At 38.8% G+C, this 15,705-nt stretch carries 14 protein-coding genes; 8 read left to right on the forward strand and 6 right to left on the reverse strand.

All coding sequences use genetic code 11. From position 1 onward, the window contains the following. Positions 1-40: 40 nt before the first annotated feature. On the reverse strand, positions 41-220 hold the full coding sequence (gene rpmG / locus ACKWCF_RS06990) for a 50S ribosomal protein L33 (RefSeq protein ID WP_409480253.1): 180 nt from the start codon (positions 218-220) through the stop codon (positions 41-43). A 77-nt stretch (positions 221-297) separates the two neighbouring features. Here rpmG and ACKWCF_RS06995 point away from each other — a divergent pair, with 77 nt between their 5' ends. Next, positions 298-1,158, forward strand: coding sequence for a ChaN family lipoprotein (locus tag ACKWCF_RS06995; protein WP_409479991.1), 861 nt, complete (start codon positions 298-300; stop codon positions 1,156-1,158). Positions 1,159-1,172: 14 nt separating this feature from the next. On the opposite strand, the gene ACKWCF_RS07000 is transcribed toward ACKWCF_RS06995, so the two are convergent. Further along, a complete protein-coding gene (locus tag ACKWCF_RS07000) occupies positions 1,173-2,657 on the reverse strand; it encodes a hypothetical protein (protein WP_409479992.1) in 1,485 nt (494 codons plus the stop codon). A 112-nt stretch (positions 2,658-2,769) separates the two neighbouring features. Here ACKWCF_RS07000 and ACKWCF_RS07005 point away from each other — a divergent pair, with 112 nt between their 5' ends. Beyond that, a complete protein-coding gene (locus ACKWCF_RS07005) occupies positions 2,770-3,639 on the forward strand; it encodes a S1 family peptidase (RefSeq protein ID WP_409479993.1) in 870 nt (289 codons plus the stop codon). Here ACKWCF_RS07005 and ACKWCF_RS07010 read toward each other — a convergent pair whose 3' ends face one another. Both ACKWCF_RS07010 and ACKWCF_RS07015 read right to left on the reverse strand, forming a co-directional pair. Continuing rightward, on the reverse strand, positions 3,640-4,221 hold the full coding sequence (locus ACKWCF_RS07010) for an ATP-binding protein (protein ID WP_409479994.1): 582 nt from the start codon (positions 4,219-4,221) through the stop codon (positions 3,640-3,642). Positions 4,222-4,223: 2 nt separating this feature from the next. Beyond that, the gene (locus ACKWCF_RS07015) at positions 4,224-5,537 is read right to left on the reverse strand and encodes an enoyl-acyl carrier protein reductase FabMG (RefSeq protein ID WP_409479995.1); all 1,314 of its coding nucleotides are present in this window, start codon (positions 5,535-5,537) and stop codon (positions 4,224-4,226) included. Positions 5,538-5,601: 64 nt separating this feature from the next. Here ACKWCF_RS07015 and ACKWCF_RS07020 point away from each other — a divergent pair, with 64 nt between their 5' ends. Then, positions 5,602-6,324: an ABC transporter substrate-binding protein gene (locus ACKWCF_RS07020; RefSeq protein WP_409479996.1), complete on the forward strand. Its 723-nt coding sequence runs from the start codon at positions 5,602-5,604 to the stop codon at positions 6,322-6,324. Here ACKWCF_RS07020 and ACKWCF_RS07025 read toward each other — a convergent pair. Together ACKWCF_RS07025 and ACKWCF_RS07030 are read right to left on the reverse strand one after the other, a co-directional pair. Then, positions 6,284-7,495, reverse strand: a complete 1,212-nt coding sequence (locus tag ACKWCF_RS07025) for a 3-deoxy-D-manno-octulosonic acid transferase (protein ID WP_409479997.1) — start codon at positions 7,493-7,495, stop codon at positions 6,284-6,286. The genes ACKWCF_RS07020 and ACKWCF_RS07025 overlap by 41 nt on opposite strands. Beyond that, positions 7,492-8,478 (reverse strand): glycosyltransferase family 9 protein, encoded by a 987-nt coding sequence (locus ACKWCF_RS07030; protein WP_409479998.1) that lies wholly within the window; start codon positions 8,476-8,478, stop codon positions 7,492-7,494. Before ACKWCF_RS07030 ends, ACKWCF_RS07025 begins: the two co-directional genes overlap by 4 nt. A gap of 82 nt (positions 8,479-8,560) precedes the next feature. Here ACKWCF_RS07030 and ACKWCF_RS07035 point away from each other — a divergent pair, with 82 nt between their 5' ends. Genes ACKWCF_RS07035 through ACKWCF_RS07055 form a run of 5 tightly spaced genes read left to right on the forward strand, consistent with a single transcriptional unit; the run spans position 8,561 to position 15,538 of the window. Next, positions 8,561-9,871 carry a hypothetical protein gene (locus ACKWCF_RS07035; protein ID WP_409479999.1) on the forward strand — a complete coding sequence of 437 codons (1,311 nt, stop codon included), beginning with the start codon at positions 8,561-8,563 and terminating at the stop codon, positions 9,869-9,871. After that, positions 9,861-12,233, forward strand: a complete 2,373-nt coding sequence (locus ACKWCF_RS07040; RefSeq protein ID WP_409480000.1) for a hypothetical protein — start codon at positions 9,861-9,863, stop codon at positions 12,231-12,233. Before ACKWCF_RS07035 ends, ACKWCF_RS07040 begins: the two co-directional genes overlap by 11 nt. After that, complete coding sequence (locus ACKWCF_RS07045; protein WP_409480001.1) at positions 12,217-13,377, forward strand: MFS transporter; 1,161 nt, start codon at positions 12,217-12,219, stop codon at positions 13,375-13,377. The genes ACKWCF_RS07040 and ACKWCF_RS07045 overlap by 17 nt, the downstream gene beginning before the upstream one ends. Continuing rightward, positions 13,341-14,372 (forward strand): hypothetical protein, encoded by a 1,032-nt coding sequence (locus tag ACKWCF_RS07050; RefSeq protein ID WP_409480002.1) that lies wholly within the window; start codon positions 13,341-13,343, stop codon positions 14,370-14,372. The genes ACKWCF_RS07045 and ACKWCF_RS07050 overlap by 37 nt, the downstream gene beginning before the upstream one ends. Beyond that, complete coding sequence (locus ACKWCF_RS07055; protein WP_409480003.1) at positions 14,372-15,538, forward strand: N-6 DNA methylase; 1,167 nt, start codon at positions 14,372-14,374, stop codon at positions 15,536-15,538. The genes ACKWCF_RS07050 and ACKWCF_RS07055 overlap by 1 nt, the downstream gene beginning before the upstream one ends. Positions 15,539-15,705 lie beyond the last annotated feature (167 nt).

The raw sequence follows: 15,705 nt of genomic DNA on the forward strand, positions 1-15,705 counted from the left end.
TGATCTGTTAAGATAAACTAAAAGTATTAACGAAAGTTAATTACTTAGTTTCTCTGTGAACAGTGTGTTTTTGCATGTTTGGATTGTATTTTTTCTTTTCTAAACGACCAGGTGTCTTAGTTTTGTTTTTAGTTGTTGTGTAACGAGATACTGGTTTGCCTGCAGCTTTTGCTTCAGTACACTCTAAAGTAACGATAATGCGACCAGATTTTTTTGCCATATCAATGCTCCATTTAAAATAACGAAGGTCTATATAAAAAGATTTACCCCACAGAGTCAATGGAATATAAATCCAATATGTCATTAAATACACTCTTACTGGTACTTTTTGCTGTTATTCTTCCCTCATGTGTTTCAGCCCAGATCTTTGATGGCGAAACAAACACTCAAATCGAATTAAATCAGGTTATAGAACAGATTAGACCAGGGCAGATTCTTGTGGTTGGTGAAATGCACGGGCTTAAGCCAGTTCATGACCAGCAAATGAGCATTTTACAGGCTCTTCGCGAGCGTGGCCATAAGGTAGCCGTCGGTATGGAATTCTTTAATTATACAGATGCAGCTTTAATCTCTAGCTTTCGTAAAGGTGAGCTCGCTGAAGAAGACTTCAAAAAGGCTATTAGTTGGGGTGGTAATGATTTTAATCTTTACGGTCCGCAATTGTTATTTGGTGATGAAGGTTTCGGAATTAACATGCCACGTGCGGTGACAAGTCAGATTTCTAAAGCAGGTTTAGCTTCGTTAACGGCTGAACAGCAACAATTAATGCCGCCAAATTTTCAATTAGGTAATGAAGGTTACAGACGCCGTTTTAATGAAGTAATGGGTGGCCATATGCCGCCTGAAAAATTTGAAAACTACTTTGCCGCCCAGTCTGTTTGGGATGAAACAATGGCATGGCAGGCGTTAAACTTTGTCGAAAAAAATCCTGACTACATCTATGTGATTATCGTTGGAGAATTTCACGTGGCTTACGGTGGGGGATTGCCAGACCGTCTTCGTACACGTTTAGAAGGATTAAATTGCCGTTTACCTGTTGAAGTAAAAACGATTTCACAAGTTTATACTGAAGGGTTATCAGAAGAAGAGATCAAAGAACAAATCGCGCCTTCACAAGTCGATGGAAAGCGCGCTGATTGGATTTTCTTAAGTAATTAGTGTTTCGGTCTATTTTAGTCCTCTGCGTGAGCGTGAACTGTTTCAGGTTCGTTCGCTAAGTTTTCGATAGGGTCAGAAATTTTCTCTGACACCGTACCTAAACCTTCAACTTTATAAGTCGACCAGTCTAATGGTTTTCTGTCTTTATTCAGTAACACTGAACGCACAAAGATCGTTGAACCTTTTCCGTATTGTTTAATTAAATCTTCTTTAGAAACAGATGTTGTTTCTTGAGGTTTAAAGTTCACTTGTAGTTCAACTGAGCCTTTTGTCAGTTTCAGCATTTTAACATCTTTCGGGTCTACCACAGCTTCAAAGGCTTTATCACTTTGATCAAGACGAACACGCGCTAAGAATGGCGCTGCGATACTCTTAATTGAATTATCATCTTTTAATTTATCAAACTGACCGGCACGGTACGCATCAAAAGTCGGTTGATCTAAACCATCTAACCAGTCAGCGTACTCAGTGTAAGTTACACAGCGAACTTCTGGTTTATCACACACAAATTGCGCGAACTCTTTCATGGCATCCCAGTAAGCTGAACCGTTCCACTTAGAAAAGTGGTGACCGATGTGAACCGGAGCACGACCGCCAAAGTAGTTTTCTTTAAAATAAAAATTATAGCTATCTAACATTTGTTGTTTGAAACGAAGTCTTTCTTCGTCTGTTAAACCTGGTTTTGAAGCTCCTGCTGAATGGTAAACTAACCAGTTAAAATCCATGGATAAAGTTGTTTTGTTTGTTCCCGCAATTTTAATTCTTGCTAACGGAAAATTCCAACCACCCCAGTTTTGTTTTTGTGGCCAGTAAGTTGGAGATGAACTTTTTGAAGTGTCGTACCTGAATTTATGTTTTTGTAGTGTCGGCCATAGACCATCTGTGTACGCTAAAAGTGGCGCACGAAAACCGACGATATTTTCTTCTTTAAACGCAAAACCGGAAGGGCCGTACTGTTTCGGTTCTGGAAGTCTGTTTAACGAAAAGATATTAAAGAAGATGTAATTAAATTGGTTAAACTCAGAATCCCAGGCGTTAGCATCCCAAGTGTTACCATACATAGGATCATTTTTATCACGGCCTGTTTGATCGCAGTGAGCATTAGCATGTGAACCGATCTCATGACCTTTTAAGAAAGCTTTGTTAGTTAAACTTACGCGTAACGGGATTCTTGATTTGTCATCTTCCCAGCCGATGCAACTAACAGGTTTATTTAACATCGGTGTTTGGTATGAACCTTTTTGGCTTTTATCTAAGTAGTAAACTGGATTTACGAAGTAAGTAAAACGAATCAAATTCTCTTTGGCTTCGTTGTGAGTTTTTACAGTGTCAGCGAAATCGATCGACTCTTTCCAGAAGTCGTTTGATTTTGAACCGTCAAAAGCTAAAAGCACAAATTGTGGAGGGCGTTCGACTGACGTCGGTTTTCTTGATTTCTTAGCGTATATTGCAGGAGCAGCTAAGAGCACAACTAAGAGTGAATTGATCCAAAATTTCATGTGCAAATCCAGTGTAAAAAGTTTTGACAGGAAAGCCTTTCAAAAAACCTGTTTTTTCGAGGGTTTTCCCTCTGAAATTGTCGGATTCTTGACATCGATTCTTGAGGCTATTGTGGAAATCTTGACGATGTATTATTTTGAAGCGGTGGAAGTAGCTTCAAAATTTTTTAAATTAACTCTGGCTATCATAGGCCTCGTGTTTTTCGCCTCTTGCGGGAAAAAGACACAAGTCCATGGTGCTGAAGCAGAAGTTTTGGGGCCGGTTGAAAAGATCGTTGGCGGCTCAGAGGTCGCAAGTTCTACGCTAGTAAATAATCTCTTTGTCATGATCGTTTCTGACAATAAGGGTACACCGCAAGTTTGTACCGGAATTTTCATTAGCACACGTCACATTTTAACGGCGGCTCATTGTGTGAATGAAACTGTTGATGATTTAAGTTTAGTAACGGGCGTAAAGCCCTTGGGTGATGAGCAGGCCTTAACGCTGACACCTGTTCATGTCGATCGTCATGAAAAATATAATCCCTCTTCAAAAATGGAACGTAACGATATCGCGATCATTACCGTGGCTGAATCTACTGGTTTAGTTCCTAACGAAATTCCACAGCTTCCAGGCCCAGAGCTAGCAGCAAAAATGGCCGAAACACCAAACCTACAATTCTTAGCGGTGGGTTACGGCAAAACGGGTTCAACAGCAGACTTAGAACGCAGTGAAGGCGTTTTGCGATCAGTAAAGCTAAGAACTGATTTTAAAAATGAAAAGATCATGATGGTGAACCAAACAAATGGCCACGGCGTTTGTTACGGCGATTCAGGCGGACCGGCTTTAAAGCTTTACCGCGGAACACATTATGTGATTGGTGTCGCTGCCGGAATTTACAACGAAGGCCTATCGCAAGAAATCGATGAGTGCCAGGGTGGTTCACTGTATATGAATATCATTCCCCACATTCAGTGGATTTTAGACATCATCTACAAGTAGTTATTTTTTATTAAGACTCATCTGAGATAAAATCTCTTCAACAATATCAGTGGCTTTTTTCATTTTTCCGAAAAAATCATTTTCGGCGGTGATGATTTGGCGACGAGGGTGACCATTCCAGCTAGAACGCACTTTTTCATTTAAAAGTAAGGCTTCATGAAACGATTCTGTGCGAATTGGGTTAGTCGTGTCGTAATCGCCTTCGGTCGCTGTATCTAAATGTAAAACCCAGTCATAACGGGCCAATTCAGTTTGGCGGGTTGAATTGATATTTTTAAAGAAATGCTCTTCGTTATCAGGCCAGTACGCTAGAGAGTCTAATGAGCCGCGGTCGCAGATAATTAAACACTCAGGGTGGCTTTCAACTAAAAGATCTTCGATATGGCGAAGAGTAGAGATAATGGCAAGTTGGGCATGGTAGTAGCCCGCATAGTTTTTCACACGCGGAAAGCCACCTTTATACAAAATCGAAGCGGCTTCAGGAGCCACTTTGATTTTTGGACCAAATTCTTGTTTTAACACTTCAATCAGAGTAGTTTTTCCGCCTGAAGGTCCGCCAGTGATCGCTAACTTCTTTGCCATGGTTAGGTCTTAGGTAAACACTTAGAAACAGCGTCGTGGCCAATCCAAGCGACAGCGTGCTTAGGTTTATAAGCATCGTGAAGCATGATGTAGCCGCAAGATTTAAAGATGATCTCGCTTAAGACAGCGCTCATTAATTGTTTTTCATCTTTATGCATAGAAAGAATTTCATCAGAAAGATTTAACATCTTTTCTAACTGTTCTTTCGTAGAATGCTGCGGCCAAGTAGCGTAATCGCTAGTGCCGTGTTTTTCAGACCACGTCATAAACTCATCAACTTTAGAAAAGATCTGCTGAAGCATTTGTGGTTCTTTTAAAACCTGTTCGCAGTCTTGTTCCATTTTTTTCGTGATGGGATGAGTCGGTTGTTCGCGTTTTAAAGAGCGAAGTAAGTTGTATAAAGCAATCTCAACACCTTGGAAGATCGAGCTAGAGTTCGTTAAAATCTCAGGGCAGTTGTAAACACAAGTTTGAACACCTTTATCAAACCATTTTTTAGAATACTTTTCTAAATCACATTTTGCCCAGCCTTGGATGTACGGGGCATAAGATTGCCAGTGGTATTCGCCGTTAATAATAACTTCAGTTCCATGATAGCCGTAAGCTACATAAGATGTTGAAACGTTTTTAGCTTTTAGTTTTTCACGTAAAGCTGATGATTCATCAACTAGCACGTCAAACGTTTCAGCTGTTACCACGTGAAAGTTTAATTGTAAGAAGCGACCAATTTGGCTTTCCCAGAATTCTTTAGATGATAAGTAACGATCGCCAGTGCCTTTAAAAACACGGTTCATCAGCGGCAATACGATTTTTGTGCGCGGAACGCCGCCAGCCATTAAGTGCGCAAAGTGCACGTGGTTACCAGCTTGTAGTTTAGGTAAAATTAAATTTTCTAACTGAGCTACGAAAGTCGCCGTTTGTTTTTTAAAACGCGCACGGCCTTTTTCTAGAGACTCTTGCAAAGACTGTTCAGTTAATTGTGTATTTTGCCAGTCACTTAATTTTAAACCTTTTAAGTAATCATTAGGTGTTTGGCCTTTGCTGTCGGGCTCAAGATCAAAACCAGCTTCAAGCGGAACATTGATAAAAGGCTGAGGAATATTTTTTGATTCTTCTTCAGTTAAAGCACGTAAATTATTATTTTCATCACGGCGACCAACAGTTGCACGAACAACAGTTAAACCATGGGCTTCGGCTTCTTCAACTAAACCGTTGGCGTAGCCACGGTTAAATAGTTCTCCGAATAAAACTAAAACATCGCCTTTTTTAAAAGGCACTTCTTCTGGACGATTACGAATTGCTGTAAAATCTTTCATAAGTGGACCATTTTACACAATACAGCCCATGACTCAATGCTGTTTTTTGTGCTATTGTCCTACTATGCGCGTCGTAAGTTTTGTACCCTCATGGACTGAAACTCTGATGGCATCCGAAGTGGATGTGATCGGGCGCACGCGTTTTTGTATTCACCCTGAAAATACGATTAAAAGCATTCCGGTGGTCGGCGGAACGAAGACTATTAATTCTATCGAGCAGATAGTGCAGTTAAAACCTGATTTAGTGTTGTTTGATAAAGAAGAAAATAACCAAGAGATGCACCAAATGTGCCTTGATCATGGGCTAACTTGTTATGCGACGCATGTCGTGGATATCAAGAGCTGCGGCGAAGAGCTGATCAATTTAGGTAAAATTTTAAAAAATACGAAACTTACTGAATGGGGAAATGCGTATCTTTCTCTTAAAAAATTCTCGTCGGAGCAGTTCAAAAAATGCGTTATCGAAGGCGAATTTGCTCCGGAACAAAAGTACACTTACGCGATCTGGAAAAAACCTTTTATGCGCGTATCGCCAGATACCTTTATCGGCGATGTGCTAAAACTTTTTGGAATCACTCTTGAACCTAGCGAAAAGAAATACCCTGAAATTTCAGAAGAAGAGCTTAAAAAAACATTCTGCTTGTTCTCGTCAGAACCATTTCCGTTTGCTAAATATTATTCTGAACTTAAAGCTGAAGGCTTTAAGGGCGTTGTTATCGATGGTGAAAAAATAAGTTGGTACGGCGTTAGGACTTTAAGATTTCTACAATCGCTTGAACCGTCTTAAGGCTTCCGCCTTGTTTACTTTCGGTACGATGTTTTAGTTCTTTAAGCTGGTCTTTATTATCTTCAAAATACTGAACTGCACTTAAAAATTCTTCGGTGTTATTTACAGTTTTAACGAGCTTCATTTTTTTAAAAGCGATGGCTTCAGGGTTATTTTGATAGTACGGGCCAACGATCACAAAATTGCCAGCACATAAAGGCTCCATCACAGAATGCACGCGCGAAACAAATGATCCGCCGACAAAACTCAATTTCGAAAAACGGTAGAAATCAGCTAAGACGCCGATACGATCAACAATCAAAATATCAAAATCAGTCGAAGGTTGGTAGTCAGCGAGCTTTACGATTTTTTTACCGGGAAGAAGTTTTGCTAAATCGTTAAAAAGTGAAGCTGCATGTTTAATGTCGTGCGGAGCCCAAATCAGCGAGAATTTATTCTGTAAAAGTTGAGCTGCAGCCTGCTTTAAAACCTCTTCATCTTTGGGCCAAGTTGAACCCAAAGTCATAAGTTTTTTATTCTGATCAAGCTGCACTAATGAGTTTTGATTCAGTCTGAAAAACACTTGGTCAAAGCGGGTATCAGGAATGTAACGAACATCGGTGTTCGGTAAAAAGTTTTTTAAAAAAATGACTTGTTCTTCTTCAACACAGCTAAAGAAATCAAAGTCTTTGCAAGCAAATTTAAGCCAGAAAGCGCTTAAAAAAGTCATTTTAGGATTAGCTGCAATAGTCGCTAATTTGATATTTCTTTTTTTAGCTTGAGAAATTAAATTTGGCCAAAAATCAGTGCGTGAAAAAATCAAAATGCTCGGCTTAATAAACTCTAAAAGTTTAGAGTTTTGGCTCGTGATATCCCAATTGAGCGGAAAAAACGCGGTGACTTCAGACGTGATGTTTTTAAATAACGAAGGGGCTGAAAGGGATGAGTAAGACACAAAAATCTGACTTTGTGGGTAAGCTTTTTTATAATCACGAATCAAGCCTTTAGCGTATTCAATTTCACCACTTGAAGCATGAATCCAAATTTTCTGCGCACTCGGATCAACGGGCGTTTTAAAAATATCTTGGTTCGCTCTTAACTTCATCCACGCTTTGGTTTTTGGACCTAAAAATGGTGAACTTAATAAAAGAACAATACGTAAAAAGTTATAAAGAAGGTTATAAATAATCATAACCACAGTCTTTCTAAATGCTCTTGCACCATGGTCGGCGTTAAATCGACCATACACTGTTGAAAGTTCGGATTCACGCAAGGACCTTGACCATGTTTACTGCACGGTCGGCAGTAAAGATTTCTCTCCATAATCACCGTGCTTGTGCGTGACGGAAAACCAAACGGTGCTGGCCCCATTAAAGCGATTGTTTTTTTACCTAACTGCTCAGAAAAATGCAGCATACCTGTATCATTTGTGACTATCACTTGGGCGCGGTTAATAATAGCAGCTGATTCTAATAAGCTGGTTTTACCGGTTAGGTTTACGATATTCGGATATTGATCAAGTTCAGAAGTAAAAGTGTCAGTAGGACCTGCTAGGACCACGACTTTCTTATCGCTATTACGTTCAACTAACTTTTTCCAGTGATTCATGGGCCAACGTTTTAGCGCGTAGGCGGCTGAGGGCACGATCACCACATAACGAGACAGCTGATGTTCAGAAAGTAAACCAGAAATTTTATTTTCAGTGGCTGGATCAAAAAAAATCAACGGCGGTTTTGGCAGACGAAACTTAATACCCATTTTTTCTAAAGGTTTTAATAAATCACGCTGGCCAGAAAAAGGTTTTTCAAAAAGATTAATTTTAAAACGAATCAGTAAAAAACGTTTTAACCGCGACATCGGTTTTACGATTTTTGATTTCGCCGAAACCAAGTGGCGAATAAAAAATGAACGTAAGTTATTATGAGCATCGTAGATAATATCGAAATGCTCTTTACGCAGCTCTTTGGCTAAATGAAAGATCTCAGAAAAGCCTTTTTTACGGTCAATGGCCCATACTTTTTTTACTTGAGGATTGTTATTTAATAAAAGCGTAAAATCTGAGCGCGTTAAAAAATGCACCTCAGCTTCAGGGTGATTTTCTTTAATAAGCGCAGGAATGCTTAAACTTTGAGTTAAGTCTCCTATGCTTGAGAATCGAATCACCAGAATCTTCATATTGTTATGTAATTACAAAAAGGGCGTTATGTCTATGATTTTAGCTTTGAAATGACCGTGGTTTTAGGGCATGACTGTTCAGATGATAAACAAACTGTTTTCACTAGTTCTATTGATGGGCTTTACCTGTCCAGCCTTCGCTGAAATTTCAAGCCAAATTGAGGTTTCAAGCCTTAACTTTATCAGCGAAGATTACGCCACAAACCAAGATAAAAGTTTCGCGTTTATCGGCGCTCAAATTAAATCCGAACAAGCCGAAAATGATCTATTTAAAATTAACTTAGTGGGTAAATACACGCCAAAAAATTCGGTCTTAAGTTACTTCAATTTAAAAGAAATTTATTTTACCAACATTATTGATTCAACAGCTTCATTGCATATCGGCCGTAAGCTTCAGACATGGTCTAAAGGTGATGAAAAATGGAATTTAGGTTCTTACCAACCGCAATTTCGTTGGAACCCGTTAGATATGGAAAGCCAAGGGTTGTTTGGTATTTTCTACGAGAAAAATTTAGGGCATTGGAATTTAAGTTTATTCGGGACTCCATTTTTTATTCCAGATCAGGGGCCGGCCTACGAAGTAAAAGACGGGCAGTTTGAATCATCGAACCCGTATTTCACCCCACCACCACAGAATATTATTTTTCAAAACGTAGTGCTTCCGATTGATTACAACATCATTAAGCCAGAAGTTTCTGATGTGGTTGAGCAGCCTGGTTTTGGAATTAAGTTTGATTATAAATTTGATGACCTTGAGCTAAGCCTAGGTGGCACATATAAGCCGTCAAATCAGTTTGCTTTTGGTTACAAAGGTATCTTGGTGACTAATCGTGTGCGCGTAGATGTGCAGCCTAAGACCTATTACGAAAAATTAACGAGCCTTGATTTATCTAAGAAATGGCAAAATAGCTATGTTGGGGTTTCGGTGATCTACAATGATCCGGAAACGCCAGAGTATACGACAAACTACAACTCGCCGGTGTTTCAGGCGAACACAGCAGTGACTCCGTATATTGGACTTGATTTCGAACCTATTGATTTTGAATTAGCCGGTCTTTTTATTGAGGGCGGCGATATCAAAGAAGAAGGGCCAGATGCGAATGCTGACCGTCAGTCATTAACGCAGAAATACCTCTATAATCGAGCTTATCAGGTGACCGTGAATTATAGAGCCGATGTGAGCGAGAATTTGAAAATTATCTCTAGTCTTCAGTGGCGCGAGGCTGAGAAAAATTTACTCAAAACCTTAAAATGGAAGAACATTTTTGATATAAAGGGACCTTGGAAAATGACACTGGATCTATTCTTAGTTGAAACCAGCGATGAAGCGACCACGGTATCAAGCTATAGAAACTTAGATCAAGTATGGGCGGGGGCGTCTTATGATTTCTAAAAAGATTAAAATTTTATTTTCGTTTTGCTTAGTTTTAGGCTTAACCGGTTGTGATAGTTTTCTTAAAGGTAAACCACAGCCGCCAAAAATTGTTGAGATTCAAGCTTCTGATCTTGAGTGTGTTAAAGACGTTCAAGCTGATTTTAAAAAATTAGTAGAATCACAAGCCAGCGAAAAAGATATCGATGATTCGTTTGATTGTTTATACAGAACGCTTGATCAATTTAAAAATCGCGCTGAAGGCCGTACAAATCCTAATTCTTTCACGGGTAGTGAATTATTCATTATCTTTGATACATTCTTTAAAGACGCTGAAATTTCACAAAACGCGACAGATAACTTACTAGTTCTTAAAAAAGCTTTATTAGGCGGCGTTGAAAACGAAATCACTAAGTCAGAGTTAGATCTTTTAAAAGACTATCTTAAAGTTTTACAGGTCGAAGTTAAAAACTTATCTCCGTACATTAAAGTCTTCACTTTCAAAAAAGAAAATGGTCCCTTTGACCAAAAAACTTTAAACTTAGCATTTTCACAATTACGTAGTTCTTTAAAAACTCTTTTAACAGCTTCAAAAATTCCGCGTGCTGAATATAACTTTGAAGACGTTAAGCAGTTAACAACAAGCTTAAACATCGTTGAAAAACAAGAAGACCAGGAATTATTAAATCTAGTTGAAAATGTCGTTAATTTATTAGCGGGCACAGAACCGCTAAAATCAGAAGCTGAGTATATCCAGTCGATTGATAATTTCGTTGATGTGTCAGCACTTTATGCTGAAGCCCTTTATACAGGAATGAAATTTGAAATTTCTGAGAAGAATCAATTAAACAGAGTTTTAAGTTTCACAGGCCGTTTAATTGACGCTTTTGAAAATTCATTACAATACACAAAAACACGCCAGCTTCCTGTTAAATACTTAGATCCTATTATTAACGAAGTGTTAAAAGCGAAAATCATTCCGGTTGAAGTGAGTGAGCCAACTTTCCAACGCTTTTACAAAATGGCCGTTATTCGCATTTTTAATGATCAGAAGAATCTAGATCCGGTAAGTCTTGAAACACTTCGTCCGGTGAATTTTAGAAAAATTAAGCGCGAATTTCATATCTACAAAGCTTACCAAGATATGATTAATAGCTTTGATTTTAGCCCTAAGACATATCTTATGCCGCCGGCATTACAGGCTAAGATCAAAGCTTATAGCGTAACACCGTCGTTAACTAAAATGCTTCAAGTGAACAAACTTGATCAGGCTTTAGTTAAAGAAATTGCGTTAGGTTTTGAAGAGCTTCGCCAAGAAGCTTTAACTAAACTTCCGATTTTATACCGCAATAAAAAATACATTTTAGCTTCGTCACAAAACACGGCTGAAGTAAATTGGGAAGACGTGAGCCGCTCGCATTACGTGAAAATGTTATCGCGTGAGTTGATGTTAGGGTGGGGACAAGTTGATCCAAGCTTAAGCCTTTATAGCGCCAATAGCCGCATGTTTAAAGAAGACTTTGTGAAGTGGTATAACGATTTTAAAGAGTTCGCGATTGAGCTTAAATTATTTGACCCACGTGCTACAGATAACGGCGCTGATAACTTTATGCAGGCCGATCTATTTACGTATGCAGGTAATGGCGATAACCAACTTCATTTCTTAGAAGTGATGCAGTTTACGAATATGTTATTAGGCGGTGGCGCTGAAATGACTGATGATATTCAAAAAGTCATGATCGCAGCGGGTTGTTCAATCCCTGGCCAAATCGATATTTTCGGTAAACCATGGTTTGATGAAAAGTGCTTCTTAAAAAACATTCGCACAAACTCAAAACGTTTTTTCTCGCATATTTATCTTTTTGGTAATTACGTAAATGCATTAAATGAGCAAGAATATCTTGGTTTTTACACAGAGCTTATGGGCGTAGCCCGTTTAAAAGCTGATACTGTTGGGCGTGTTGAAACAGCTGATATTCGCGCTTTTTCATTGTTATCAATGTTTATTGATTCGTTATTTACAATCTATGATGTGAAAGCACCGTTTGGCGAAGTGGGCCCAGAAGAAATTCGTGCCTCTTACCCACGTTTTAAAAACTTCGTTGCTGAGTACGTTAAAAAGCCAGATGTTGCCGAAAAATTAAAAGATTGGAGCAAGTGGTACAACGTTTGCCAACTGTCGCACTCGAAAGAAGAGTTCTTACAAGAAGCCTTTATCTTTTTAGTTTACAATGGCCGCATTCCAGAGAAGTCAGATGTTAGTCTACTGTGCAATTTTGGCGACATTTTTAAATTTGAAGGTAACGTGAATCGCCGTAGAATTCTTAGTACTTTTCAAATCTTAAAAGATGAAATAGCCTTAGGAAATGCCGGCAAAAATTAAACAGTCTCATTGGGCCCTCGTCTTCGCGTTTGCGAGTTTGTTCACGCTGGGCCTTGCCGATAATATTCGTGGTACTCTTTTTCCTGAAATCTTAAATCAATTTCAAGTTTCAAATACACTAGGGTCGTGGTTATTCGCGACCTCTTCAGGGTCAGCTTTCGTCGCTGGCGTGATTTCGCCGTCATATTTACGCCGTTATACGATTTCTTCGCTATTAGCCGTTGGTGTTCTGTTTTTGGCTGTAGGCTTAGCCGTTATGGGTTTTTCAGGAAACTTTAATTGGATGATCGCTGGAAGCATGTTCTTAGGCGCAGGCATTGGTTTTATGGGCGTTTCGCAAAACCTTCTAGTTGCTGAAGGAGTTGAGGTAAAACTTCGCTCACGCGCCCTTTCAGGCCTTCATGGCTTTTACGGTTTAGCGAGCTTTATAGCACCTCTATTAGCAGCTTCAACGACCAAAGCTTTTGGTCAGTGGAGTTCAGCATTTTATGTGGTGTCGGGTGTAAGTCTTATTTGTTTATTAGCGCAGGTTCTGATTGTACCGAACCCTAAGTTTGTGGTGCATGTGCCTGTAAGCTTAGAAGATACCGCTGATAAAAAAAGAATTTCAAAGCGTGCCTTAGCCATGATTTGTTGTTTCTTTGGGTTTTATGTGGTCGCTGAAATCTTAGTTTCAACACGTTTAGCGCTTTATATGCGTACGTACTTTCAGATGGATTTAACTCAGTCTGCGGGTTACGTGACAATGTTCTTTATGTTCTTGCTTATTGGTCGTGTGCTTTTTGCGTTTATTCATTTACCGTTTTCATTAAAATCACAGTTAAATGGTTTTTTAATCGGGTCGCTAGCTTTTATCTTTTTAGGCTTAAAGCTACATCCGTTTTTCTTAGCCTTAAGCGGGCTTACAATGGCGCCGTATTATCCGCTGTGTGTTTCGTACATTTCAGAAATTTCAAAAGATTTAAGTCGAACGTTTTTATCATACGCCATGAGTTTTCAAAGTTTAGCTGTCGTAGCCATGCATTTAGGCGTGGGTTATATGACAGATGAATTCGGATTGGCCTTTGCCTTTGGAGTAGGGATTTTAGCCCTAGTTATTTCAATTTTATGTTTAAGTTTTCACCCCAAAAAATTAACAGTTTAATTTTAGCATTTGTATTATGCTTTTTTGCGAGTGTCTTTGCACAGGCGCAATTTTTATATTCACGTGGTGCTGTGATCAGCGGTTTTGTTGATGAACAGTATTTACTAGCTTCAAGTGAAACCAATATGTGGGAAGTCGGCGAAATCTTACCGGTTATTTCACAAAATTCTAAAATCGGTGTTTTTGCTTTCGTTGAATTGCAAAACGTTAAAACGATTAAGTACGGCCATTACGAACTTCGTTTAAAACTGGTTCGCCAATCGCGAAAATATCTTATTCAAAAAGGCGATATTATCAAAAAATTAGATATGTCGACTTACAACGAAGAATTTATCGGAACCACTGATTTGATCGTTAAAAAAAGTGAGTTAGATATTTCATCAAGATACCGTCCGCTGTTTTATCAAGGTCTCTCGATCGGTGAAACCGCGCAGACACTTTATAAACATGAATTTTTAGTGAACTATATTGGTAACTTGTACTACGGCGCTAACGAGTGGTTAACAGTTGGTACATTTGCACCTGGTAATTTAATTGATCGCCCGAATGCCAACTTTAAAGCCCGCTTTTGGAATTCAGATGCGACAACTTTGGCGGCAGGTCTTAGTTACGTTGATCTTCAAAAAGAAGAAGAGGCGACATTAAACTTAAATGTTTGGTGGGATTCGATTTCATCAGACTCGTTAATTTCGCATACATTCTTGAGTTTAGGTCTAGTAAAGTGGGACGGCGCTAAAGATGCCGCGGCGATTAAGGCCTTAGGTTCAAGTTCATTCCAGACTGGTTATGAAGTGATTCGTTCTGACTGGGACCGTGTTTTAATTGGTCCGAGTTATAACTTCGAAAGAAAAGCGCTGGGTGGTTATTTATCTTACGTTTGGATTTACGACCGTTTTCACGCACAAATATCAGTGAATGCTACAGATATTACTAAATTTAAATTAGATCCAAGAGACGGTTACTACGGTTTCTTTGACTTCTACTGGAGATTCTAATGGCGTCACGCTTTTTTGTTTCGTGCCAACCGCATTTAGAAAAAGACCTGCTTAATGAACTTGAAAGTTTTTGGCATCAAATTATTGATTTAGATGGTTTGCCAACACGTTCGCGTCCAGAAGTGGTGTATGAAGATATCGGTGGTATTGAGATTGAATGTGAAACACATTTAGGATTTCAAATTAATTTATTTTCTAAACTTGCAAATCGTGTGTTGTGGCGTATTCATCATTTTGAAGCGCGCTACTTTGACCAGTTCGAAAAAGAATTAAAAAAACTGGATTTAAAAAAATACTTAGGCGAACAAAAATTTAATTTAAATATCGAATCGGGCAAATCACGTCTATTTCATGAAAGTAATTTAGAAGAATCAGCTCATAAAATTTTAAAAAATGCGGTGAAAAAACAAGATGAAACTTTACTTTCATTGTACATCCGTATTTTTAAAGATCATGTGACTTTAAGCTTGGATACTTCAGGAAAACATCTGCACAAACGCGGTTACCGTCAGGCTCAGGGTGAAGCGCCTATGCGTGAAACTTTAGCGGCGAAGATGTATAATTTTTTATTAAAAAATGCGCTTGAGGGTGAAGTTCAATACTCACCACAAAATGCAAACACAACAATTCTTGACCCCTTTTGTGGAGCGGGAACTTTACTGTTTGAAGCCGCTAGTTTTTTTCAACCGAATCTGGTGTCTAAGTTTGATTTTGAAAGATTTAATAATTTACCGGGGCTTTTAAAATCAGAAACTTGGAAGAAAAATTTTAAAATTGCGAACCCTTCAAAAACGCAATTTATGGGTGTTGAATTAGACCCCAAAACGTTCGCCAAATTAGAGGGCAATTACGAGGCTTTTAAAACGCATTTTCCAGCAGTTGAAAATAGTTTTAAGTTTATTCAAGGTAACTCAAAAACCGCTGATTTTAGTGCTTTAAAAGACCAATCGGTTATCGTGATCGCAAACCCTCCGTACGGAGAGCGTTTAAAGAACACTGATGCTGAAGATGTACTAATGTCACTGGAACGTGTTCCAAATTTAAAAGGCCTTGTTGTGGTTCATCCGCCACAGTGGAAATTGAAATTTTCACAGTTAAAAATCAAACAAAGCGAAGCTTTTAACAATCAAGGATTAGACTTAAAACTCACTTTATTTGCATTATAATCCAAAAATGCCCCTATTTTACATGCTGCATTTGTAAGAGCTGCTACTGGTAGTAAAAGCTCTAGACTTTACACGAAAATTTGTGTTCTCTAGCCCACGCAATTAAAAAACATAAACTCGATGCGAACAGAAGTAATCGCTCTCGCATCTTATTTCTTAAGGAGAAA

This window comes from Pseudobdellovibrio sp. HCB154 (assembly GCF_046267985.1).
Taxonomy (GTDB): domain Bacteria; phylum Bdellovibrionota; class Bdellovibrionia; order Bdellovibrionales; family Bdellovibrionaceae; genus Pseudobdellovibrio.

Bases quoted from the DNA above. Each gene is read 5' to 3' on its own strand.
- rpmG (WP_409480253.1), bottom strand. From the start codon at position 220: ATGGCAAAAAAATCTGGTCGCATTATCGTTACTTTAGAGTGTACTGAA.
- ACKWCF_RS06995 (WP_409479991.1), top strand. From the start codon at position 298: ATGTCATTAAATACACTCTTACTGGTACTTTTTGCTGTTATTCTTCCC.
- ACKWCF_RS07000 (WP_409479992.1), bottom strand. From the start codon at position 2,657: ATGAAATTTTGGATCAATTCACTCTTAGTTGTGCTCTTAGCTGCTCCT.
- ACKWCF_RS07010 (WP_409479994.1), bottom strand. From the start codon at position 4,221: ATGGCAAAGAAGTTAGCGATCACTGGCGGACCTTCAGGCGGAAAAACT.
- ACKWCF_RS07015 (WP_409479995.1), bottom strand. From the start codon at position 5,537: ATGAAAGATTTTACAGCAATTCGTAATCGTCCAGAAGAAGTGCCTTTT.
- ACKWCF_RS07020 (WP_409479996.1), top strand. From the start codon at position 5,602: ATGCGCGTCGTAAGTTTTGTACCCTCATGGACTGAAACTCTGATGGCA.
- ACKWCF_RS07025 (WP_409479997.1), bottom strand. From the start codon at position 7,495: ATGATTATTTATAACCTTCTTTATAACTTTTTACGTATTGTTCTTTTA.
- ACKWCF_RS07030 (WP_409479998.1), bottom strand. From the start codon at position 8,478: ATGAAGATTCTGGTGATTCGATTCTCAAGCATAGGAGACTTAACTCAA.
- ACKWCF_RS07035 (WP_409479999.1), top strand. From the start codon at position 8,561: ATGATAAACAAACTGTTTTCACTAGTTCTATTGATGGGCTTTACCTGT.
- ACKWCF_RS07040 (WP_409480000.1), top strand. From the start codon at position 9,861: ATGATTTCTAAAAAGATTAAAATTTTATTTTCGTTTTGCTTAGTTTTA.
- ACKWCF_RS07045 (WP_409480001.1), top strand. From the start codon at position 12,217: ATGCCGGCAAAAATTAAACAGTCTCATTGGGCCCTCGTCTTCGCGTTT.
- ACKWCF_RS07050 (WP_409480002.1), top strand. From the start codon at position 13,341: ATGTTTAAGTTTTCACCCCAAAAAATTAACAGTTTAATTTTAGCATTT.
- ACKWCF_RS07055 (WP_409480003.1), top strand. From the start codon at position 14,372: ATGGCGTCACGCTTTTTTGTTTCGTGCCAACCGCATTTAGAAAAAGAC.